Here is a 22,158-nt window from a genome sequence, read left to right as displayed (position 1 = left end):
ATGGACACCGATGCCCTACAACTGCGGGAACTCGTCCCGGTCGACTCCCTGGTCGTCGAGCCCGGCTGGCAGTGGTGGGTGTGGGCGATCATCGCGGTGACCAGCGCACTCATCGTGACAACCATCGTCGCGATCATCCGGGACAAGTCGGGGCTGGCTGCAGCGCGAAGACCCGTCGACCACTCGGCGGCCTATCAACGCGCTCTTGAGGAAATCGAGGCCTCTTCATCATTACCGGCCCACGAAGCCGCCACCCGCATCTCCGGAGCCATCCGCCTTTACCTCGCCACCGTGTGCGGCGACCCGTCCCTGTTCGAGACCCATCAGGAATTCCTCGGTCGCCACGAGGCGCTTCAGCATTTTCCGGAAAATATCCGCGAGCAGGTATCCACGGTCCTCTGTCAACTGGCTGCCATGAAGTACGACCAACCCCGTAGCGAAACACTGCCAAACATCGGACAGCAGTCACGGGAGGTCATCGAACAACTCCACCAGCGCATTCCGGCATGAGCGAATTCATCGAACATTTCCGGTTTGCCCAGCCACAGTGGCTCCTGCTGCTGCTCCCCTGCCTCCTTCTGGTCCTCCTGCGTCGCGGTCGGGGTGCAGAAGCCGCCATTCGGTTTTCCTCGCTCTCCGTGCTGGTCAGCCTTGGCGCGAAAGTCCGTCACACGGCGTACTCGATCGGATTCCCTCTTCTCCTCACCGCGCTCATCCCGGCCATCCTCGGCATGGCACGCCCGGTCTGGAGAAACGAATACCAGGCGAAGACCGCCAGCGGCATCGACATCGTGGTGGCTCTCGACGTGTCGCTTTCCATGAGTATCGACGATTTCGTCGAGAACGGCATGCCGCTCCGGCGGATGGAGGCCGCCAAGGATGTCGTCCATGATTTCATCAAGGGCCGCCCGGACGACCGGATCGGGTTGGTCATCTATTCGGGACAGCCCTACGTGTCCGGCCCGATCACCCTGGACCACGACTGGCTGCTCAAGCGCCTCAGCGATGTCCGACTGGAGATCCTCGAGGAACAGGGCACCGCGATCGGTTCAGCCATCGCAGCCTCCGCCGACAAGCTGAATGCCCGCGATGCCAAAAGCCGGATCATCGTCCTCATCACCGATGGCGCCTCGAATTCCGGAAAGCTCTCGCCCATCGAAGCCGCAGAGCTTTCCAAAACCCTCGGGATCAAGATCTACACCGTGGCCATCGGCACCAAGGACGGCCGCGTCGCCGGCAACATCCAGCGCTTTCCACGCCAGGAATTCGACCTTCCAACCTTGCGCAAGATCGCCGAGCTGACCGGCGGTGAGCACTACTGGGCCCAGAACGTCGCCGCGCTCAAGGACACCTTCCAGACCATCGACCGGCTCGAGAAGAGCGAGAGCGAATCCCACAGCGTGATTGAGGACACCGAGTTGTTCGTCTGGTTCCTCGGCGCCGCCGGCCTCTTCGTCCTCGTCGGCTCGGTCCTGATTGCCCTCAACCCGCCACCTTCCCCATGAACTTCGATCAACCCGGTTGGCTCGCACTGCTGCTCCTGATCCCGCTCGTCGTCACGGGCGCGGCACTGATGGCGCGCACCCGGTCGAAGCAATGGTCCGCCTTCGTCGCTCCCCGACTCCGCCAACGCCTGCTGAAGCGCTCCAGCCCCATCCCTCGATGGATCGCCTTCGCCTGCCTGATGCTTGCTTCCGCCCTACTGATCATCGCCCTTGCACGTCCCCAAAGCGTCGAAGGCACGCGCAAGGAAGCCATCTTGGGCAGGAACATCCTCTTCGCACTCGACCTGTCGCGTAGCATGAAGACCAACGATGTGCTGCCCGACCGGCTGACCCAGGCGAAAGCGGCCTGCTTCGAATTGCTCGACGCCTTGCCGAACGACCGCATCGGGCTCGTCGGGTTCGCCGGCACCCCCTATCTTTTCGCGCCCCTCACGGTGGACCACTCCGCCATTCGGGAAACCCTGACCGAGATCGACATCGACTGGATCCCGACGGGTGGGTCGAACATCGCCGATGGACTTGAGCTGGGAATCGAGACGCTCAAAGCCACCGGAACACGGCAGAACGCCCTGATCCTGATGAGCGATGGCGAAGAACACATCGGCCGAATCACCGAGGTCGCTGAAAGCGCGCGCGCCGCTGGCATTGAGGTGATTACGATCGGCTTCGGCACCACCGAGGGCGACTTCATTCCGGACCCCAGCTTCGCCGATGGTCGCTTCAGGGACCGCAACGGACGGGAAGTCATCAGCCGGCTGGAGCCCGCCGCGCTGGATCGGGTCGCCACCGTGACGGGAGGAAGATTTGCCATCGCGACATCCGGAGCCGATATTCCAGCCATGGTCGAAGCGGCTGTCGCAGATCTCGATCGCGTCCAATTGATGGGACGCGAGACCACCGTGGTTGTCGAATACTACCAATGGTTCCTCCTCCCGGCCATCCTCCTCATTCTCGCATCGATTGTCTGCGCGACCCGATGGCGGGGCGTCAGCCCGCCGGTCCCCGGACCGACTGCCACGACCCTTGCCATGCTCGCCATCCTGCTCATGGGATTCCCATCGGAAGCCAGGGCCTCAATCCTCGACGACGCCCGTCAGGCGATGTCGGATGCCCGCTACAACGACGCGGTGAGCGCCTACGGACTCCTCGCCGAGAAATATCAGGACACTGAGGAGGGCTTTCGCTTCTCACTCGCCCAAGCCAGCGCCGCCTACGAAAACGGTCAATGGCCGGAGGCGCGCCGGGCTTTCAGCGAAGCGCTGCGCTCTGAAGATTCCTCGGTGCGGTCCGCCGCTCACCACGGCCTCGGCAACACCCTCTTCCAGATCGGGTGGCAGCGCCTCACCGACGGCCCAGCCTATCCGGAATTCCCGGAGCCGGAGGATGACGAGCCGGATCAGGAACCCGAAGCCATCGACCGCCTGTCGGATGCCCTCCTTGAGATGCCCGACCCGGAGGACGGGGCGGACGATGACGACACCATGGCCGCCTTCGAGCTTCTGGTGAAGGAACGCCTCGCCGAGTGGATGGCCGAAGAAACCGAAGAGGGTGAGAAAACGCGAGGCGGCGAACGCTTCAACAACCTGCTCACCGATTGGGCGGACTCGATCAAACACCATCGCGCCGCGACCGGGGTGGAAGCGGCAAAGCACAACAGCGATCTTACCTTCACCTACCTCGACAAGATCCGCGAGATCCTCGACCAGACGAACGACAACGCCCAACAGATCCAAGCGGTTCCCCAAGAGGGTGAAGGCGAACCCCAGCCCGGAGAGGGCGAACAGGAAGGTGAACCTCAGGACAACGGCGAGGGTGAGGAGGAAGGGGACGAGGGCCCGGATGGAGATCAATCGGAAGAAGGCGGCGATGGGGGCGACCAGCGTGAAAGCGGCGAAGAGCCCAGGGATGGAGAACCGCAGGAATCCGAAGATGAGGCTGAAGACAAAGGCCCCCGCCCCGGCGAAACCCCGGAAGAAGCCGCACGCCGCATTTTGAATGAGAACGCCGACCTGCAGAAGGGTGCACTGTCACCCGGACGCATCCGCTTCCGCCGACCTGATAAAGACTGGTAGACATGAATACCCATCACCCACTTTCATGGCGCCGCTGGATGCGCCTTCTGATCCCGCTACTGGCCTGCCTCAGCGCCGCGCTTGAGGCCTCACCATTGTCCGCCCGGATGTCATCCCAGTTCCTCGTCGAGGGCGAACAGGCGACGCTTGAGTACGTGATCAGCGATGGCCTGAATCCGCGCGCCCAGTTGAAGCTCACTCCGGTCGATGGACTCGAGATCCGGTCGGTTGGTCTTGGTGCCGAGCCACGCATCGCGTTCGGTCGACGGCGCGAGTATGTCTTCCGCTTCATGGTCACGAGTTACACCCCGGGGAATTACACCATTCCCGCGGCTCGATTGATCGACGATGCGGGCGAGATCCTCGGCCCCGAAGTCAAGGTCCGGGTCTTCAAGGAAACCGAACTCCAATGGTCCACCGCCCAGGCCGGGGGACGTTCCGTGCGCTATGCCGCCGGGTTCCACACCATCGACGACACCCCCTTCGTCAAGGAAGTCATCCCCACCGAACTCAAACTCTACATCCCCACCGACCAACGGGTCGAGGATTGGGGAATCCCGGAATTCCAGCGTGACGGAGTCGCCGCGTGGCGCTTCGAGCCCCGCCCCTCCCTCGGACGGGCAAATCTACTAGGGCGCAGCTACTACGCGGTGAGCTACCCGAGCACCTTGTCCCCCACACGCTCGGGGATGGTCACCCTGGGCCCGGCAAAACTCCGTCTGATCACCGTTCAGACATCCGTGCAGAATTTCAACGCAGCCTTCTACGAACCACTCAACGTCGTCATCCCCGAACTCAATCTCGCTTCGCAGCCGCTGCCTGCTGGAGCCCCGGAAGGCTTCGAGGATGCCGTCGGCGACTTCGAGTTGTCGGTCACCACAAGCGACAGCGAAGTCCGCGAAGGCGATCCGGTGAACGTCAATCTGGTGGTCAGCGGCGCAGGGAACCTCGATACGCTCAACGCCCCCAAACCCATCGATACGGAAGGTTGGAAACTCTATCCTGCCAGCAGCGTCCAACGCGATGACCGCCGGGACATCACCGGTTTCGCTGCCTTCAGGCAGTTCATGCGGCCCCTGATTCCCCAGAACCAGATCCCCCCATTCCGGCTCGTCTTCTTCAATCCTGAAACCGAGACCTACCGGACCATACTGAGCCCTGCAATCCCGCTGAAGGTGCTACCTTCCACCGCGGCCCCCTCCATGGCGCCCAGCGTCCCGATGGCCCTGCCCATGCCGATCGAGGAAATGACGGACATCCTCGGTCTCACCCGGGCCGGAATGCCACTTCTTCCTGAAACACGAATGGAGAATGTCAGTCGCTACTGGCAGATCATTCCCGCCATTCTCGCACTGATCCTCCTGTTCCGCATCGCCCAGCTCCACCTGTTCCCCAAGCTGAAGCCGGATCCCGAACGAGTCGCACGCCGCAAAGCCATCAAGGAACTGGAAAAGGCTCCCGCCGAGGAACTCGGCTTCTACCGGACGGCCGGCCACTTCGTCGAGGAATGGCTGGGCAACAGCAACGACGAGTTGGTCAAGGATGTCCTGACGAAGCGAGATCAGACCTGCTTTACCGGTGATGCGGACTCCGCCCCCGTCCCCCGCTCCGAGCGGCAGCGCATCGTGCGCGGTCTGCGCCGCCTCATGCTCCCTCTCATCGTGGTCATTGCAGGCACGACCGCCGACCTCCGTGCCGATGACGAGGTAGCAGCGGAACCCGCTCCGGAGGTTACCGCTCCGGAAATGACCGCCCAAGAGGCTTACGACTCGAACAGCTTCAAGCTGGCTGCCCGCCTGTGGCTGGAAAGTGGCCCCTATGAACGCCTTTCTCCCGATACCCTCTACAACATCGGCAACGCCGCCTACCGGTTGGGCTCGCCCGGCGAAGCCGCACTGTATTGGCGCAGGGCGCTCACGCGGGATTCATCCCACCCGGAGGCCCGTCAGAACCTGCGCTTCCTCGAGCGGAAATTCGGCTCCATCACCATCAAACGTCCGGATTACCAGTACACCCTCGCCAAGATCCCCCTTGCCGGCTGGAAGAGCGCGATCTGGGCGGGCGGATGGATCATCGTCCTCTCGCTCCTCGTCTTCCCCGCCACCCGTCCGATGGCGCGGATGCGCATCGCCGCCATCAGCGGTTTGGTTGCCGCTCCCATTCTCATCGGGGCAGGTGTCGTCGGCCATCACTTCTATCCGGACGATGCACGCTTCGCCGCTCTTGAAGAGCAGGCCGTCGTGACGGCGGATCGAGCGAGCATCCGCACCGACGCGGCCCGCAATGCCCCACTCGTTCTTGAGGCACCGGCAGGCTCACTTTGTCGCGTATTGAAGGAAACCGGTGACTGGGTCTACATTGCCTTCACCAATGAGACCCGTGGCTGGATTGCGGCGGATCAGGTAAAGATGCTCATCCCCGAAGCACAGCCTGAGCCACCGACTCCCCCCTCTTCCACGAGCAGTGACGAATCGAAAAGCGCTTGAATTTCTCTAACCCGAACACCAACAGAAACAATCCATGAAAAGACGCATTGCCATTGCACTCGCCCTGTTCGCTCCTCTCCTTTTTGCCGAAGAGGCCAAGAAGGAAGACGAGAAGAAGCCCGCTGAAGTCAAGGACATCAAAATCAAGATGGTGACCACCAAAGGCACCATCGAGGCAACCATGTTCGCCTCAAAGGCCCCCATGACAACCGCCAGCTTCCTCAACCTCGCCAAGCGCGGATACTACGATGGGATTGCCTTCCACCGGGTGATCGACAAATTCATGATCCAAGGGGGCGATCCGACCGAAAGCGGACGCGGAGGCCCGGGCTACAAGTTCGCCGATGAGATCCACCCCGAGTTGAAGCACACCAAACCCGGCCTGTTCTCCATGGCGAATGCAGGACCTGGAACCAACGGCTCCCAGTTCTTCATCACCATGGTGCCCACGCCATTCCTCGACGGTCGTCATGCCGTGTTCGGTGAAGTCACCAAGGGCCAGGACGTCGTCAACAAGATCATCGGCAAGAACAACACCGGTGAGCCCGGCTGCAAGCACGATGGCAAGGGCGACAAGATCACCAAGATCGAGATCCTCGACTCCACGGATGCGCTCTTCGCGGCTCAGAAGGACAACCTCGACAAGTGGAACAAGATCCTCGACTCGAAGAAGTAATCCTTCACCCGTTCACCATCCGCCCGCCCTCGGAGTGCCTTGCGCACTGTGGGGAGCGGGCGTCTTCCTTGGGGGGGCGTCAGTCGTCCAAACGGTCGATCTGAACGTCACGGAACTCGATCTTCATCACCACCCCCGGGTGGACCTGCAGACCGATGGGCCCCTCTTCCTTTGCCGTTTCGGAGCTGTAGTCCATGACCTTGATTCCATTCAAGTGGACCACATACACATTTCCGACGGCCCGGATCGTCATCCGATTCCAGTCACCCGGCTTCAGCACGTCCTTGGCCTGCTTGGCCTCCTTGGGGTAGCCCCGCTTGGAGCCGATGTAGGGTGACGCCGTCATGTCCCGCTTCAGCGAGCGGCTGATCCCGATCTGGATCTGATCATTCTCCTGGCGCAGAAAGACACCGGAATCGATGTCGCCCGCATAGCGGAATTCAAAGCTGAGCTCGAAGTCTCCGAAGCTCTCTTTCGTCCAGAGCACGGAGTTCTTCTTGCCGGCATCACTCTGCCCGATAAGCGTATCGCCGACCACTCTCCAGTAGGGGGCACCACGCACCCGCCAGCCGTCCAGCGACTCCCCGTCGAACAGAGGCTCGGGGGAGGCAAAACAGGAACCGGCAACCAAGGCCAGACCGCAAACCAACGCTCTCATACTTCCCCGTTACGGGCGTATCCGCGCGGATGTATCACGCTTGTCCAGCACGGCGTTTCCGCTGCAGGAAAAGGTCGATCCCATCCACAATCGCGATCCAGGAGGCCTCGATCACGTTCTCGGACACTCCGACCGTCCCCCACGAGCTTTCCCCATCGCCGGACACCACCAGCACCCGCGTTTTGGCCGCGGTCGCATCGTGGCCGTCCACAATCCTCACCTTGTAGTCGAGAAGCGAAACCTCCTCGATCTCCGGGTAAAAGCGAATCAGTGCCTTGCGCAGGGCACGGTCGAGCGCGTTCACCACCCCATGCCCTTCATCGACGATGTATTCCGCTTCGTCGCCGACGAAGATCTTCACGGTCGCCTCGCACACCGGCTGATGGCCGTCGCGATACAATCGATAAGACGTGTGGAATTCCTTCAACTCGAAGGGTTTCTCGTAGCGCTCCAGCTGGCGGAGAATCAGAAGCTCCAGGGAACCCCCTGCCGCCTCAAAGGAATACCCTTCGTTCTCGAGTTCCTTCACCCGCGCCAGGATGGCCTTCGCCTCGTCCGAACCCTTCTCGAGCGGCACTCCGAGCTGTTCCGCCTTGATCAGAATGTTCGACTGACCACTCAGTTCGGAAACCAGAATCTGCTGGCTGTTGCCCACCTTGCCGGGCTCGATGTGCTCGTAGCTCCTGGCCAGCTTCTGCACCGCATTCACATGCATGCCCCCCTTGTGGGCGAAAGCCGTCCTTCCCACAAAGGGTGCACGGGCGAAGTGCGGGTTGTTGGAAATATCGTCGACAAAGTGGGACAGCGATTGGAGGCCCTCGAGATTGGGCACGACCTCGATCCCCATCTTGAGCTGGAGGATCGGGATGACGGAGGTCAGGTTGCAATTGCCTGTCCGCTCCCCGTAGCCATTGATCGTTCCCTGGATCTGGGCACCACCGGCCTTGACCGCCGCGATCGCATTCGCGACGCCCAGCTCACAGTCGTTGTGCGTGTGGATCCCGAAGGGGGTGTCCGGAATGCGCTCCTTCACCTGCATGCAGATCTGCATGACCTCGCTCGGCAGAGTTCCACCGTTGGTATCGCACAGGACCACGCAGTCCGCACCGCCATCGGCCGCCGCCTGCAGGGTCGCCAGCGCATGCTCCGGAGAATCTTTGAAACCATCGAAAAAGTGCTCCGCATCGTAAACGACCTCACGACCATGCTCCTTCAGATGCCGACAGGTATCACGAATCATCGCCTGATTTTCCTCCACAGTGGTGCGAAGGACCTCCGTCACCTGCAACTCCCAACTCTTGCCGAAAATCGTAACCACCGGCGTGTTCGCCTCCAGCAGAAGCTTCACCTGACCATCGTCCTCCACCGCCACATTCGCTCGCCGGGTCGACCCGAATGCCGCCAGCCGGGCATGTTTCAAATCCAGCTTGGCAGCCTCTTGGAAGAACTCGATGTCCTTCGGGTTGGATCCCGGCCAACCGCCTTCGATGTAGTCCACGCCAAAGGCATCCAGCCGCTGGGCGATTCGCAACTTGTCGAGCATCGAGAGCTGGAAGCCCTCGCCTTGAGTGCCGTCTCGGAGCGTCGTGTCGTAGAGTGAAACTGATTTCATTTCGTGCCGGGGCGCGCAGGCTAGGAGGATTTCCGGTGGCGGGCAACCCGCGATCTGGACATCCATTCGAGACACGAAAAAGCCCGCTGCCACCGGGTCGGCGACAGCAGGCTGGAAATTCGGTCCGCAGGGAAATCAGTCCTTCTCCGCGGGCTCATCCTCGGGCTCGATCTCGTCGAGCGGACGGAAACGGCCCGGATCGATCCGCAGTTTCATTCCTTCTCCCCCGATGTCGAAATTCAAGCGCTCGATCCGCTCCCGGATGTCATCAGGCACCGCCGCCTTGTCGGCTTCAGTGTCGTAGGGCCCCTCCCACAGGAGTTTGCCATCCTTGCCGAAGACCCGGGCTTCCTTGTTTCCATTCGACTGCTTCATCTCGATGCTGCCCTCATCGTCGAGCAGACGAATGGTGCTTTCCGCATCGAAGCCATCGAGTTTCAACTGCATGCCACCCATCTGGCGCTGCATCCGCTGCATCATCTGGCGCATGCCGCCATCCGGCTGAGCTGGATCCATCTCGAGACCATCAAACTGCTTCATGTTCTGCTCGAGCGCCTTGCGGATCGCATCCGCATGCTTTTCGGGAATTCCTTCGAGGAACCCATCGAGCTGCTCCCCCCCGGCGACACCGGGTGCCGGAGCCTGGAAGCCGGGCATGGCCTGTGGGGCGGCCCCCAGCTTCACCGTGACCTTTTTCCGCTCACCATCATGGATGATGCCGAGCTCGACCTCTTCGCCGATCTCGTGCTTCTCCACCATGCCACGCACCTCGTCCCGCGAACCGACCTTCTCACCGTTCACGTCGATCAGGAGATCGTTGACCTCAAGACCTGCGGCTTCGGCCGGCCCACCCGCGACCAGTTCGGAAATCATCACACCCTCACCCGGTTCGAGGCGAAGATGCCCGGTCAGCAGATCAGGAATCGGATCGAGGATCACCCCAATGTAGGGACGATCGGCTACAGCCTCCGGCATCTCGACCGGTGCAGGCGCCGGAGCGACCCGGTCCGCCGGAGCGGGAACCGGCTTCGCCGGCTCCTGCGGAGGAATCGGCGCCGAGTCCACCGGCGGCTCGATCGCCAGCACGGGCAGGACCGTCGCCGCCATCACTGCCATTCTAATCGGAATCATTTTCATATTTTGATTGGTTGGGGGAGGCGGAAACCCACCTCCGGTTTTCACTACGATGAGCGTAGTAGCAACATGCGTCCGTCTAAAAAAAGAATCAGTCGATTTTCTCGGGCACCACGAGGAATTCCACTCTTGGAACCTCCACAACCACTTCCTCGCCCTGTTGGTTGAGCAACTTCACCTGATCCCGATAGACCACCTTCACAACACGCATCGGGCGGGAACGTTCCGGCCAGACCACGCCGAGATCACTCGTGTCACGCACCCCGGAATTGAACGAAGCAGGAACAAAAGCACCCCGATCCGCCGCTTGATTGACCACCGTCGACGAAGGCTTGTTCGGCTGAGAGACCATCGTGGGCCCGTCATCCTTCGGGCTGATGAAGAACGCACTCAAGGCACCGGCAAGTGCCACGCAGGCGGCGGCAGCCATCCATGACCGGCTCGATTTGGTCGCAGGCTTGGCACTCGATTCCCCCGGGAACATCAGGAGTTTGCCATCCACCGGGAATGGAGTCCGCCGAACTGTCTCCACAAGTTCGCCGGCGAGGCCATCGGGGAGTTTCGCGGGAGCCTGTTTCCCCAGCATCTGCTCGGTCACCCGCAAGTCGGGCTCCAGATGCTCGAGTTCCCCTTGGATCGCCATCTCGAAACGATCGAGCAAGGAGGGATCAAGCACAGCTGGCGCCAGGCCCTTCAGCTCTGCCTCAAGCATTTTCAGTTCTTCGTTCATTCGATTGTCAGATGGAAAGGTCGCCCTTGCGTCGGGCGGAACCCAGTTTCTTCTTCAGTGCCTCTAGTCCGTAGCGGTAACGCGAAGCAGCGGTATTTGGGGAAATTTCAAGGGATTCGCCGATTTGGGCAAAGGTCTGCTCGCCCCAGATCTTCATGACGATCACTTCGGCAAATTTTGGTGGCAGCTCTTTCAGGCCGGCTTCGATCTGGGATCGGACTTCATCATCGGACGAGTCACTCTCGAACCATGGATGCTCGACCTCGCCCCGCTGGAACACGCTGTCGCCGCTGACGAGATCCTCGCGGCGGCGGCGGCGGTCATCCCGTCGGCCCACGTCGATCGCCAGACGTCGCAGCGCGGTGTAAAGATAAGGCATCCACGCCTCCTGCCCACCTGAGAAGCTCCCGTCCTCCAGCTTCTTCACAAGCTTGACGAGGGCATCCTGCAGGATGTCCTGAGCGTCTTCCTGGGATCGCGTCTGCTGCCGGGCGAATAGCAGAAGGCGTGGCCCGTTTTCATCGAGCCACTCCCGCCAGGCATGACCTGCTGGCGAAAGACTGGGTGCGGTGGTTTCCATCACTTTTTGATCTTCCTCTTCCTTCATCGGCCTAGCGTTCCAATTTCGACGCTTTGTCTTCACATTATACAACAAAATGCGCCTTTAACGCCCGCCCCGTCGCGGAGCCCGGAATCCGGCTGATTTCACGAGGACTGCCGCAGGCCACGACCTGCCCTCCCTCACGCCCGCCGCCGGGACCGAGGTCCACCACGTGGTCCGCCGCTCCGATCACATCCAGATGGTGCTCCACCACCAGCACGGTATGACCCGCATCACGTAGCTTGAAGAGTGCCTGCAGAAGTCGCTCGACGTCACCAAAATGCAGTCCCGTCGTCGGCTCATCGAAGAAGTAAAAGGTGTGGGTCGCCGCCGGCTTGGCCAACTCCACCGCAAGCTTGAGGCGCTGCGCCTCGCCCCCGGACAGCGTGTTCGCCTGCTGGCCGAGCGCCAGATACCCCAAGCCCAGCTCGTCCAGGATCTCGAGCAGGCGCGACAACTTCGGCACCGCCGCAAAGAGCGATCTGGCCTCGGAAACCGACATCTCCAGAACCTCAGCGATGCTCATCCCCTTGAAGGCCACTTCAAGAGTCTCACGGTTGAACCGCTTGCCTTGGCACGCCTGGCACTCGACCCACGCATCGGGCAGGAAGTGCATTTCCACCCGGATTCGGCCCGCCCCTTCGCAGCGCTCGCAGCGTCCACCGCGGGTATTGAAACTGAAGCGCCCCGCCCCGTAGCCCCGCTGACGGGAGAGCGGCAACTTCGCGAACAAGGCACGGATCAAATCGAAGGCCCCCGTGAAGGTCGCCGGGTTCGACCTTGGACTGCGGCCAATCGGCGACTGATCGACCACGATCGCCTTGTCGATCTGGTCCATCCCTTCGATGGCATCATGCTCACCGGGTTGATCGATGCTGCCGAGCAGGCTTCGTCGCAGAGCCCGCATCAGAATGCCGTTGGCCAGGGTCGACTTGCCGCTGCCGCTCGGTCCGGTAAGGCAGGTGAAGGTGCCGAGCGGAATGCTGACATCCACACCTCTCAGATTGTGGGACCTCGCCCCGCGGATCGTGAGTGCTCGTGCGAACCAGTCCGACGCCCCCCCGCGCTCGGCCGGCAGGTCACGGCTTTCCTTCAACCAGAGCGCCGTCGGCGAATCATCCCCCACCTCTGTCGGCGGGCCGTTGGCGAGCAACAATCCCCCCTGCTTGCCCGCTCCGGGACCAAGCTCCACCAACCAGTCGGCCGCCCGAATGATCGCCTCATCGTGCTCCACCACCACTACTGTGTTTCCCGCATCGCGAAGCCGCTCCAGCACGGCGACCAAGCGATCGGTATCGGCGGGGTGGAGACCGATGCTGGGTTCATCCAGCACATAGAGCACTCCGGTCAAACCACTGCCCAACTGAGTCGCAAGCCGTATGCGCTGGGCCTCTCCCCCCGAAAGCGTGCCACTCGCCCTCCCCAATCCGAGGTAGCCCAGCCCCACATCCCGCAGGAAACGGATCCTCTTGCCCAATTCATCCACAAGAGGCTGACACACGTCCCGCCTTTCAGGAGGTAATTCCACCCCCTGCAGCCAATCGAGCGCTTCATCCACCGCCAAGGCACAAAAGTCTTGAATCCCGAGCCAGCCACCACGCGCGGCCAGCCTCACCGCCAGCATCTCTTTCTTCAGTCGCTGCCCCGCACAAACATGGCAGGGGCGCTCCCCCATTACACGACTCGCCCGACGCTTCACTGCCTCCGACCGGGCTTCCCGCCATTGCTTCTCGGCCTCGACACAGAGACCGGGAAACTTCTTCACCTGCTTCTTCTTCTCCGCCCCGATCCGCCAGCCGGTATCCAGGTCACCCCCGAACAGGAGCAACTCGCGGGCTTCATCGCTCAGTTCGGAAAAGCGACAATCGTCCGCCAAGCCATGCATCCGCAGGATGGCCTCCACCTCGTTCACCAGCTTCTTGCCACGCATCGCTCCGGGCTTCCACCACCCGCGCACGGCACCCTTGACGAGGGGCAACTCAGGATCTCCCAAGAGCAATTGGGGATCACAAAAACGCTCGGTGCCCAGTCCTTCGCAAGCCGGACACGCGCCGAGATGCGAGTTGAACGAGAAATGCCGCGGACTGAGTTCACCGACCACATACCCCGTCCGGGGGTTCCGGTAGCTCGTCTGAAACGAACGCTCCTCCCAACCGTCCGCATCCGGTGCCTGCAACAGCACCCGTGCTTCACTTCCGCAGATCCGCAACGCCGTTTCCACTGAATCCGCCAGCCGCGATGCCACCCCGTCGCGCACGACCATCCGGTCGATCACCACCTCCACCTTCCGCTTCCCCTCCGGCCACGCCTCGGCCGCTTCCTCCAGATCGAGCGCTTCGCCATTCAGCCGAATCCGCACGAAACCCTGACGCCGGAGATCCGCCAGCAACCGCTCTCCATCCACCGAATCCTCATCCGGCACCGGCGCGAGCAACACCACTTTCGTCCCCGTCGCTTCAGATGAGAGGGCATCGACCATGTCCTCCGCACTCATCTTCTCCAGCCGCTCACCCGTCTCAGGATCGTGCGGCACGCCCGCCGCCGCCCAGAGCACCCGCAGGTAGTCGTAGAGCTCGGTGACGGTCGCGACGGTCGATCGCGGGTTGAGCCCGCCGTTCCGCTGCTCGATGGCGATGGCCGGACTGAGATTCTCAATCGCGTCCACCTCCGGCTTCTCGAGCTGATCGAGGAACTGGCGGGCATACACCGACAGTGACTCGACGAACCTCCGCTGGCCCTCGGCGAACAAGGTGTGGAACGCCAACGACGACTTCCCGCTCCCACTCGGCCCCGTGACCACCACGAGTTTCCCCCGTGGAATGTCCACGTCGAGATTTCTCAAGTTATGCTGCCGCGCTCCACGAATCCGAATCACCCATGCAGCATCCCCATCCCGCAGTTGATGTTTGAAGGATAAAGTTCGAACATTCGGCGTGCTCGATTCATTCCTCGACCCCTCCACACGCTCAATCAAGGTCTGCGGCATCACCACCGCCGCGGATGCGGAGGAACTCGCCCGCCTCGGAGTTCCTGCCTTGGGCGCAAATTTCTGGCCAAAATCCAAGCGCTACCTCGACCCGGCCCGCGCCGACTTCCTCAAGTCACTTCAGGGACGCATCCTTCGCGTCGGCGTGTTCGTGAATGCCGGGACGGACCAGCCGAAGCAACTCTTTGACGCAGGGCTCATCGATGTCGCCCAACTCCACGGGGACGAACCCGACGACGACATCCTCGAACTCCAGGCCCATGGGATCCCCGTGATTCGCGCGCTCGGCATCGCCCACGCCTCCGACCTCGAGGAAGCCGCTGAGTGCCCGGCAGACGCCATCCTCCTCGATGCCCATGCCCCCGGCGTCTATGGTGGCACCGGCGAGACAATTGACTGGAATGCGGCCGCCAGCTTTGTCGCCATCCACCCGGAGAAGCCCGTCATCCTCGCCGGCGGCATCACCCCTGAGAATGCCGCGGAGGCCTCGAGGACCGTGCGACCCGCCGCCCTCGACACCGCCTCCGGATCCGAGTCATCTCCAGGTGTGAAGGACTTCAACAAGGTGGCCGCCCTGCTGGCCGCCACGTGATCCTCGGCCGTTGACCCGAGGCTCTCGCCACATTGCTCCGCAAAATTCTCGAACCCGACGAAAAAGCCCCGCCGGAATCCCGGCGGGGCTTCCGTAAATCAGCAGATCATCGAAGAGAACGTATCGTCTCCCGGAGTCCGGATCAGTAGCGGTAGTGCTCGGGCTTGAACGGACCTTCGACGCTGACGTCGATGTAGTCCGCCTGCTCCTTCGTCAACGTCGTCAGCTTGGCGCCGATCTTCTCAAGGTGGAGACGGGCAACTTCCTCGTCGAGGTGCTTGGCAAGCACTTTCACTTCACCCGGCTTGTAGCTGTCCTTGTTCTTCCACAAGTCGATCTGCGCAAGCGTCTGGTTGGTGAAGCTGTTGGACATCACGAAGCTCGGGTGGCCGGTGGCACAGCCCAGGTTCACCAGACGACCTTCTGCAAGCATGTAGATGCTGCTGCCGCTCGCGAACGTGTACTTGTCGACCTGCGGCTTGATGTTCGTCTTGGTGACACCGGCAGCCTGATCAAGTTTCTCGATCTGGATCTCGTTGTCGAAGTGACCGATGTTACAGACGATCGCCTGATCCTTCATCTTCTCCATGTGCTCGAGACGGATGATGTCGAAGTTGCCGGTGGTGGTCACATAGATGTCACCCCAACCCAGTGTGTCCTCCACAGTCAACACGCGGAAACCTTCCATCGCGGCCTGAAGCGCACAGATCGGATCGACTTCAGTGACCACGACTTGGGCACCTTGTCCACGCAGCGCCTGGGCGCAGCCCTTGCCCACGTCACCGTAGCCACAAACCACGGCCACCTTGCCCGAGATCATCACGTCGGTGGCGCGCTTGATGCCGTCGACCAATGATTCGCGACAACCGTAGAGGTTGTCGAACTTCGACTTGGTGACCGAGTCATTCACATTGATGGCAGGAACCAGCAGCGTGCCGGCCTTGGCCATCTGATAGAGGCGGTGCACACCAGTGGTGGTCTCCTCGGACACACCCTTCCAGTCCTTCACGATCTTGGCGAAGATGCCGGGCTGCTCGGCGCCGATCTTCTTGAGAAGATCTTTGATGACCTGCTCTTCCTGACTTCCGGCAGGCTCATCGACCCAGGTGGAACCGTTCTCCATTTCGTAGCCCTTGTGGATCAGCAGCGTGGCGTCACCGCCGTCGTCCACGATCAGCTCGGGACCGAGACCATCGGGATTCACCAGCGCCTTCCACGTGCACCACCAGTATTCCTCGAGAGTCTCACCCTTCCAGGCGAAGACAGGAACACCCGCCTTGGCGATGGCCGCGGCCGCATGATCCTGAGTGGAGAAAATGTTGCAGGACACCCAGCGCACTTCCGCGCCGAGATCCACGAGGGTCTCGATCAGGACGGCGGTCTGAATGGTCATGTGGAGGGAGCCCATGATTCGGACACCGTCGAGCGGCTTGTCCGGTCCATACTTGGCCCGGGTCGCCATCAGTCCGGGCATCTCGTGCTCGGCAATCTCAATCTCCTTGCGTCCGAAATCGGCCAGGCCGATGTCGCGGACCTTGTAGTCTTCTGTAGCTACGGTACTCATCGTAAATTCTGTTTTGGTGTTGTTTGTTTGATTACTTGGCCGCGCGCTTGAGAGCCGCCACCTTGTTGGTTTGCTCCCACGGAAGATCGCAATCCTCCTTGCCAAAGTGGCCGTAGTTCGTGGAATCAGAGTAGATCGGACGGAGCAGCTTGAGCTGCTTCACGATGTCCGCAGGCTTGAAGCTGAAGACCTTCAGCACGGCGCCGAGGATCTTCTCGTCGCTGATCACGCCCGTGCCTGCCGTGTAAACGTGGACACTGACGGGCAGCGGGTGACCGATCGCATAGGCGAACTGGATCTCGACCTGACGGGCGAGGCCGGCAGCGACGATGTTCTTGGCGACCCAACGGCCCATGTAGGCGGCGGAGCGGTCGACCTTGGACGGGTCCTTGCCCGAGAACGCGCCACCACCGTGACGGCCCACACCCCCGTAGGTATCGACGATGATCTTGCGGCCGGTGAGGCCCGAGTCACCTTGAGGACCACCGATGACGAAGTTGCCGGTCGGATTGATCAGGAACTCGGTGTCCTTGGTGAGCATCGACTTGGGAAGCACCTTCTTGATCACCTTCTCGATACAGAACTTCTCGATCTCGGCGTGCTTGGTCCCTTCGGCGTGTTGCGTCGAGATCACCACGTTGACGATGCGGGTCGGTTGACCGTCGATGTATTCCACCGAAACCTGGGTCTTGGCATCCGGACGGAGCCACTTCGTGCGGCCAGCCTTGCGGATCCGCGTCAACTCACGGCCGAGGCGGTGAGCATACATGATCGGAGCCGGCATGAGCTCGGGAGTTTCGTCACAGGCGAAACCGAACATGATGCCCTGGTCACCTGCTCCTTGCTCCTCGGTCTTCTTGCCTGCTGCCTTCTTCGCATCCACGCCTTGGGCGATGTCGGCGGACTGGGCGGTAAGAAGATTGGTGATGAACACCTTGTCTGCGTGGAAAACGTCGTCGTCGTTGATGTAGCCAATGCCACGGATCGCCTCGCGAACCACCGCGCCAATGTTGATCGCCTCATCCAGCGGCTTGCTGACTCCGGTCTTCTTGTCCTGAAGCTTGGGAATGGTGATTTCACCACCGACGATCACCTGATTGGACTTCACGAAAGTCTCGCAAGCGACACGCGACTTGGGATCAACCTTGAGGCAGGCATCCAGGATCGCATCCGAGATGGTGTCACAAACCTTGTCCGGGTGGCCTTCGCCAACCGATTCCGAAGAAAAAATGTAGGAACTCATAGATGTTTCGTTTTTCGTATCGTCAAATCGCGATGCGTTGATGTATCCCCTCCTTGCATGGCGTCAATGCTTAAATCCCTGAAGCTCCTCGCGGATCCCACCCGACTGCGCATTCTCCGTTTGCTGGCGGAGGAAGCCCTCAGCGTCGCCGATCTCCAGGAATTGCTGGGAATGGGGCAGAGCCGGATCTCCACCCAGCTCTCACAACTCAAGTCCGGCGGACTCGTGACCGACGAGCGGAGCGGAAAGAACAACATCTACCGCTCTTCCATGAGCGGCGAGATCTCGACCCTCGTCGAACGGGCCAGCGAGGAAATCCCGGAAATCCACAAGGACGCCACCGCCCTCCGCCATCTGATGCGCAAGCGACGGGACCTGACACGCGGGTATTTCGACGATCTCGCAGGCCGATTCGGCAAGGACTACGTGCCCGGGAGGTCGTGGAAAGGCCTCGCAGAAGCACTGCTCAAGGTGATGGCGGGTGGCACGGTCGCGGATCTCGGTGCCGGCGAAGGAACGCTATCCCAGCTCCTTGCGCAAAGGGCAGACCACGTGATCGCAGTCGATCTGTCCCCGAAGATGGTCGAATTCGGCGCCCAACTGGCCAAGCAACATGGCTTGGACAATCTCGAGTATCGTTTGGGCGATCTTGAGACCCCCCCCCTTGAAGCCGAATCGCTGGACCTTGCGGTGCTGAGCCAGGCCCTGCATCATGCCGCCAGCCCCCAGAAGGCGCTGCGAGCTGCATTCGACGGACTCAAGCCCGGAGGCAGGATCATCGTTCTCGACCTGCTTCAGCACCAGTTCGAAGAAGCTCGCGAACTCTACGCCGACACCTGGCTCGGGTTTGGCGAAGGTGAACTGGCTTCCATGCTGGAGACCGCGGGCTTCCAAGGCATCGAGACCGCCGTGGTCGACCGGGAAGACGAACCTCCCCACTTTCAAACGCTCCTCGCCGTGGCGCAGAGGCCGGCGTGAAGTCCCAGCTCGAAATCTTGAGACACCACGACTGACCGCTTGCCAACCGGGCCCACCCGCCGGAACGTCGCCGCCGTGCGTTCGCTGACTCTCATTGCCTGCCCCCTTCTGGCCCTCTTCCTCGGCGCGTGCGCCTCTTCTTCTCCTCCCGCAGCATCCGTCGAAGTCGACAGTCAGTCCGTCCGAGCGATTCCAGCGCAAGCCGATACGGTGAACCCGGAGGAAAGCGAACCCCTCCGCCAGAATCCCCCCAGCGGGAAGGTCCACCCAACTCGCCTTGTGCGCACCAAGCTTCAAGGGATCGCCATCGAAGCGTTGATCTACGACTCGCGCCGCTGCCAGGCCGTGGTGCTCGACCAGAAACAAGGCCCCGGCACCACTTGGCCGAATGCACGGGCTGCCGCCGCATCGACGGGTGCCATCGCCGCCGTGAATGCCGGCTTCTTCACACCGGAAGGAGACCCGCTCGGTCTCGTGATTGCCGAAGGAGACCGACGAGGCCGCATCAACCGGGCCAGCTCGCTCGGTAGCGGATTCTACGCCTTATCATCCAGCGGAAACCCCGAACTTCTCAGGCGCTCCGCCTTCAAGGGGGCCAAGGAAGCGGTCCAGAGCGGCCCCTTCCTCGTTGAGCGGGGCCGTGCCGTCGGTGGTTTGAGCGACCAATCGTCTTCAGCCCGCACCTTCATCGCCACCGATGGCGGGAGCGGCTGGATGGTGGTTCGCACCGGGCCGTGCTCCCTCAGCCAACTCGCCTCTGCCCTGGAAGGCGCATCCATTGGCGCAATTCGGGTCCGAACCGCCCTGAATCTCGACGGCGGGAGATCATCGGAACTCTGGGTCTCTGATCAGGTTTCAGGCGGCGGCACTCATACCCGCCCCATTTGGAACAAGCCCGTGCGCAACTTCCTCGCCATCAAACGGCTCTGACAGTCATTCATCCCCTCGGACCATCAGGAATCAGCAAATGATTCGCGCGAATGGCGGATTGACTGAGCCAACCAAATCACCTAAATCTCAACCCGGTTCCCTCCCAGCCATGACTCAGAATTTCTCCACCATCTTGATGACGGTGAGCGCCCTCGCGCTCTGCTCGTGCGGCACGATGGACACCATCAAAACCGGCACCCTTACCAGTGTCTCGAAAGTCGGCCAAGGTTTCAGCAAGGTTGGAAACTCCGTCGGTGAAGGCTTTGGCAAGGTTGCGGAAGTCACCACCTCACCCTTCAAACCCGGCCTCCCGGTCGTGGAGGCACGGGAACAGGACCTCAAGGAACTGCCCAGCGGCCACGACCAAGCCATCGCCTACCAAGCGGAACAACGCCGACGCCGTGGGTGGTGGATCTTCGGAGGTGCAGTCGATTTTGAAGAACCCGCCCTCCCGGACGACCCGATGAATGCCGAAGCGGGCCTTTTGCCGCCCCTCGAATAATTTTTCGATAAAACCCTAAACCCACCCCGGAAACAGGCCATTTCCCATCGAAATCCCATGAAAAAGCGCCACCTTGCGATAGCCCTGTTCGCCTCTTCGGCTCCCATGCTTCACGGAGCTGCCTTCGTGTATGACGAACTCATCTGGGTCACTGAGAACTCATCCTTCTCGTTCACTGATCCGACCACTGTATTCTACGAGATCGACAGCGATAGTAGCGGACTCTTCGGAGCGAGTGAATTTCAGGGTGCTGACTTGGGAAGTTTCACAGTCGGAGACGAGCTCTATCTGACCGGCGAGCAGAAATCCGACAAGGACAACTCAACTGACGTCATTGGCCACACCCTGTTCTGGAGTTTGGATGGAGGCTCCACTTTTTCCACGCTGGGATACGGCTTCCAAAGCGACCTCGGTGACGGCAATCAGGTTTGGGGTGCCGCCAACGCAGGTAACCTCACCAGCAACATCCTGGATGGCCTCGGAGCTGGCAGCTACACGCTTTCCGTTTGGAGCACCGTCACCACCGATGGAGTGAATTCTGACACCACCATCTTCAACACCAACGGCGGCTCAAACTACAACGCCACCTTCTCTGTCGTTCCTGAACCTTCCGTTGCTCTCTTGGGGGCATTCGGAATTCTGGGAATACTCCGGCGTCGGCGCCCTTGATCGACAGGTGGATGAGCCCCGGTCCGAGAATCTCTTCAAGCCCGCCTTCCCGGCGGGCTTTTCATTTGCACGGAAGCCGCCCCTCCCCTAAGCCTGCCGCGCATGCTCAAGGCTGGAATTGTTGGACTACCAAATGTCGGGAAATCGACGCTCTTTAACGCCGTCACCCGGACACGGAATGCGGAAGCGGCAAACTACCCATTCTGCACCATCGACCCGAACGTCGGAGTGGTCACGGTGCCGGACGATCGGCTCGCCGTACTGTCGAAGATGTCCGGCTCGAAGAAGCTGATCCCGACCGCCATCGAGTTCGTCGATATCGCCGGACTCGTCGAAGGGGCGTCGGAAGGTGCCGGCCTTGGAAACAAGTTCCTCGCCAACATCCGCGAGACCGACGCCATCGTCCAGGTCGTCCGATGCTTCGAAAACGATGACATCATCCACGAACTGGGATCGGTGGATCCGATTCGCGACATCGAAATCATCAACTCCGAGCTGATCCTCGCCGACATCGCCGCACTCGACAAACGGCGCAGCTCGCGTTCCAAGAAGGCCAAGAGCGGGGACAAGGAGTCCAAGGCGGAAGTCGAACTCATCGACAAGTTGATGCCTCACCTCGATGCCGGCAAGCCGGCCCTGACGATGGACCTGACCGACGACGAGCGGATCCTTCTGCGCGAATTCTTCCTGTTGTCCTCCAAGCGCACGATTTTCGCCTGCAACGTCAACGAAAGTGAACTGGGCGAAACCCAGAAGGACCCCGGCAGTCACCCACTCGTCGCGAAGGTCCAGGCCTACGCCGCCGAGGCCCACGGAGCGGAAACCGTGGTCATCTCCGCGAACATCGAGGAAGAACTCATCGACCTCGATCCCGAGGAAGCCAGCGAGTTCCTCGCTGACATGGGAGTCACGGACTCGGGTGTGTCCACTCTCATCCGCGGTGTCTATCACCTGCTCGGCCTCCGCACTTATCTCACCACCGGCGTGCAGGAAACGCGGGCATGGACGATCACCGAGGGCGACAAGGCTCCCGCAGCCGCTGGTGTCATTCACACCGACTTCGAACGGGGCTTCATCGCCGCCGAAGTCGTTCACTACGACGACCTTGTCGCCGCAGGCTCCAAGGCCGCTGCTCGCGATGTCGGCAAGCTCCGCATCGAAGGCAAGGAGTATGTCGTCAAGGATGGCGATGTCATCGAATTCAGGTTCAACGTCTGACC

The 22,158-nt window shown here is 61.3% G+C and carries 19 protein-coding genes; 11 read left to right on the top strand and 8 right to left on the bottom strand.

Annotated features, from left to right (window positions below):
- From JIN81_RS03490 to JIN81_RS03470, 5 genes are read left to right on the top strand one after another with little or no spacing between them, the layout of a single operon-like run.
- Positions 1-510 carry a hypothetical protein gene (locus tag JIN81_RS03490; RefSeq protein WP_200276395.1) on the top strand — a complete coding sequence of 170 codons (510 nt, stop codon included), beginning with the start codon at positions 1-3 and terminating at the stop codon, positions 508-510.
- Positions 507-1,505 (top strand): VWA domain-containing protein, encoded by a 999-nt coding sequence (locus JIN81_RS03485; RefSeq protein WP_200276392.1) that lies wholly within the window; start codon positions 507-509, stop codon positions 1,503-1,505. The genes JIN81_RS03490 and JIN81_RS03485 overlap by 4 nt, the downstream gene beginning before the upstream one ends.
- Positions 1,502-3,577, top strand: a complete 2,076-nt coding sequence (locus JIN81_RS03480) for a vWA domain-containing protein (RefSeq protein ID WP_200276390.1) — start codon at positions 1,502-1,504, stop codon at positions 3,575-3,577. Before JIN81_RS03485 ends, JIN81_RS03480 begins: the two co-directional genes overlap by 4 nt.
- 2 nt (positions 3,578-3,579) lie before the next feature.
- Positions 3,580-6,063, top strand: coding sequence for a BatD family protein (locus JIN81_RS03475; protein WP_200276388.1), 2,484 nt, complete (start codon positions 3,580-3,582; stop codon positions 6,061-6,063).
- Positions 6,064-6,097: 34 nt separating this feature from the next.
- Positions 6,098-6,739 carry a peptidylprolyl isomerase gene (locus JIN81_RS03470; RefSeq protein ID WP_200276386.1) on the top strand — a complete coding sequence of 214 codons (642 nt, stop codon included), beginning with the start codon at positions 6,098-6,100 and terminating at the stop codon, positions 6,737-6,739.
- 79 nt (positions 6,740-6,818) lie between these two features.
- Here the strand turns inward: JIN81_RS03470 and JIN81_RS03465 are convergent, their stop codons facing one another.
- The 6 genes from JIN81_RS03465 to uvrA all read right to left on the bottom strand — a co-directional run bounded on the left by JIN81_RS03465 (position 6,819) and on the right by uvrA (position 14,349).
- Positions 6,819-7,397 (bottom strand): 3-keto-disaccharide hydrolase, encoded by a 579-nt coding sequence (locus JIN81_RS03465; RefSeq protein ID WP_200276384.1) that lies wholly within the window; start codon positions 7,395-7,397, stop codon positions 6,819-6,821.
- A gap of 34 nt (positions 7,398-7,431) precedes the next feature.
- On the bottom strand, positions 7,432-9,009 hold the full coding sequence (cimA, locus tag JIN81_RS03460; RefSeq protein ID WP_200276383.1) for a citramalate synthase: 1,578 nt from the start codon (positions 9,007-9,009) through the stop codon (positions 7,432-7,434).
- 135 nt (positions 9,010-9,144) lie between these two features.
- The gene (locus tag JIN81_RS03455) at positions 9,145-10,140 is read right to left on the bottom strand and encodes a S1C family serine protease (protein ID WP_200276381.1); all 996 of its coding nucleotides are present in this window, start codon (positions 10,138-10,140) and stop codon (positions 9,145-9,147) included.
- 94 nt (positions 10,141-10,234) lie between these two features.
- Positions 10,235-10,873 (bottom strand): hypothetical protein, encoded by a 639-nt coding sequence (locus JIN81_RS03450; RefSeq protein WP_200276379.1) that lies wholly within the window; start codon positions 10,871-10,873, stop codon positions 10,235-10,237.
- A 7-nt stretch (positions 10,874-10,880) separates the two neighbouring features.
- The gene (locus tag JIN81_RS03445; protein WP_200276926.1) at positions 10,881-11,453 is read right to left on the bottom strand and encodes an RNA polymerase sigma factor; all 573 of its coding nucleotides are present in this window, start codon (positions 11,451-11,453) and stop codon (positions 10,881-10,883) included.
- Between the two features lie 64 nt (positions 11,454-11,517).
- Positions 11,518-14,349: an excinuclease ABC subunit UvrA gene (uvrA, locus tag JIN81_RS03440; protein WP_325100838.1), complete on the bottom strand. Its 2,832-nt coding sequence runs from the start codon at positions 14,347-14,349 to the stop codon at positions 11,518-11,520.
- A 58-nt stretch (positions 14,350-14,407) separates the two neighbouring features.
- Between uvrA and JIN81_RS03435 the strand changes: the two genes are divergently transcribed.
- Entirely contained in the window at positions 14,408-15,052 is a 645-nt protein-coding gene (locus JIN81_RS03435; protein ID WP_200276375.1) for a phosphoribosylanthranilate isomerase, read from the top strand.
- 142 nt (positions 15,053-15,194) lie between these two features.
- Here the strand turns inward: JIN81_RS03435 and ahcY are convergent, their stop codons facing one another.
- Positions 15,195-16,616 carry an adenosylhomocysteinase gene (gene ahcY / locus JIN81_RS03430; RefSeq protein WP_200276373.1) on the bottom strand — a complete coding sequence of 474 codons (1,422 nt, stop codon included), beginning with the start codon at positions 16,614-16,616 and terminating at the stop codon, positions 15,195-15,197.
- A gap of 31 nt (positions 16,617-16,647) precedes the next feature.
- Entirely contained in the window at positions 16,648-17,859 is a 1,212-nt protein-coding gene (gene metK, locus JIN81_RS03425) for a methionine adenosyltransferase (RefSeq protein WP_200276371.1), read from the bottom strand.
- A 66-nt stretch (positions 17,860-17,925) separates the two neighbouring features.
- Between metK and JIN81_RS03420 the strand changes: the two genes are divergently transcribed.
- From JIN81_RS03420 to ychF, 5 genes are all read left to right on the top strand, one after another.
- Entirely contained in the window at positions 17,926-18,837 is a 912-nt protein-coding gene (locus JIN81_RS03420; RefSeq protein WP_234044431.1) for an ArsR/SmtB family transcription factor, read from the top strand.
- Positions 18,838-19,116: 279 nt separating this feature from the next.
- Positions 19,117-19,767, top strand: coding sequence for a phosphodiester glycosidase family protein (locus tag JIN81_RS03415; RefSeq protein WP_325100837.1), 651 nt, complete (start codon positions 19,117-19,119; stop codon positions 19,765-19,767).
- Between the two features lie 109 nt (positions 19,768-19,876).
- Positions 19,877-20,269, top strand: coding sequence for a hypothetical protein (locus tag JIN81_RS03410; RefSeq protein WP_200276365.1), 393 nt, complete (start codon positions 19,877-19,879; stop codon positions 20,267-20,269).
- A 57-nt stretch (positions 20,270-20,326) separates the two neighbouring features.
- Complete coding sequence (locus JIN81_RS03405; RefSeq protein ID WP_200276363.1) at positions 20,327-20,938, top strand: PEP-CTERM sorting domain-containing protein; 612 nt, start codon at positions 20,327-20,329, stop codon at positions 20,936-20,938.
- 102 nt (positions 20,939-21,040) lie between these two features.
- Positions 21,041-22,156, top strand: coding sequence for a redox-regulated ATPase YchF (gene ychF, locus JIN81_RS03400; protein ID WP_200276361.1), 1,116 nt, complete (start codon positions 21,041-21,043; stop codon positions 22,154-22,156).
- The last annotated feature ends 2 nt before the right edge of the window (positions 22,157-22,158 follow it).

It is taken from the genome of Haloferula rosea (assembly GCF_016595525.1).
GTDB classification, from domain to species: Bacteria; Verrucomicrobiota; Verrucomicrobiia; order Verrucomicrobiales; family Akkermansiaceae; genus Haloferula; species Haloferula rosea.
Note: the sequence above shows the minus strand (reverse complement) of the source record. Positions and strands in the feature narration are given on the sequence as shown.

Bases quoted from the DNA above. Each gene is read 5' to 3' on its own strand.
- JIN81_RS03490 (WP_200276395.1), top strand. From the start codon at position 1: ATGGACACCGATGCCCTACAACTGCGGGAACTCGTCCCGGTCGACTCC.
- JIN81_RS03485 (WP_200276392.1), top strand. From the start codon at position 507: ATGAGCGAATTCATCGAACATTTCCGGTTTGCCCAGCCACAGTGGCTC.
- JIN81_RS03480 (WP_200276390.1), top strand. From the start codon at position 1,502: ATGAACTTCGATCAACCCGGTTGGCTCGCACTGCTGCTCCTGATCCCG.
- JIN81_RS03475 (WP_200276388.1), top strand. From the start codon at position 3,580: ATGAATACCCATCACCCACTTTCATGGCGCCGCTGGATGCGCCTTCTG.
- JIN81_RS03470 (WP_200276386.1), top strand. From the start codon at position 6,098: ATGAAAAGACGCATTGCCATTGCACTCGCCCTGTTCGCTCCTCTCCTT.
- JIN81_RS03465 (WP_200276384.1), bottom strand. From the start codon at position 7,397: ATGAGAGCGTTGGTTTGCGGTCTGGCCTTGGTTGCCGGTTCCTGTTTT.
- cimA (WP_200276383.1), bottom strand. From the start codon at position 9,009: ATGAAATCAGTTTCACTCTACGACACGACGCTCCGAGACGGCACTCAA.
- JIN81_RS03455 (WP_200276381.1), bottom strand. From the start codon at position 10,140: ATGATTCCGATTAGAATGGCAGTGATGGCGGCGACGGTCCTGCCCGTG.
- JIN81_RS03450 (WP_200276379.1), bottom strand. From the start codon at position 10,873: ATGAACGAAGAACTGAAAATGCTTGAGGCAGAGCTGAAGGGCCTGGCG.
- JIN81_RS03445 (WP_200276926.1), bottom strand. From the start codon at position 11,453: ATGGAAACCACCGCACCCAGTCTTTCGCCAGCAGGTCATGCCTGGCGG.
- ahcY (WP_200276373.1), bottom strand. From the start codon at position 16,616: ATGAGTACCGTAGCTACAGAAGACTACAAGGTCCGCGACATCGGCCTG.
- metK (WP_200276371.1), bottom strand. From the start codon at position 17,859: ATGAGTTCCTACATTTTTTCTTCGGAATCGGTTGGCGAAGGCCACCCG.
- JIN81_RS03420 (WP_234044431.1), top strand. From the start codon at position 17,926: ATGCTTAAATCCCTGAAGCTCCTCGCGGATCCCACCCGACTGCGCATT.
- JIN81_RS03410 (WP_200276365.1), top strand. From the start codon at position 19,877: ATGACTCAGAATTTCTCCACCATCTTGATGACGGTGAGCGCCCTCGCG.
- JIN81_RS03405 (WP_200276363.1), top strand. From the start codon at position 20,327: ATGAAAAAGCGCCACCTTGCGATAGCCCTGTTCGCCTCTTCGGCTCCC.
- ychF (WP_200276361.1), top strand. From the start codon at position 21,041: ATGCTCAAGGCTGGAATTGTTGGACTACCAAATGTCGGGAAATCGACG.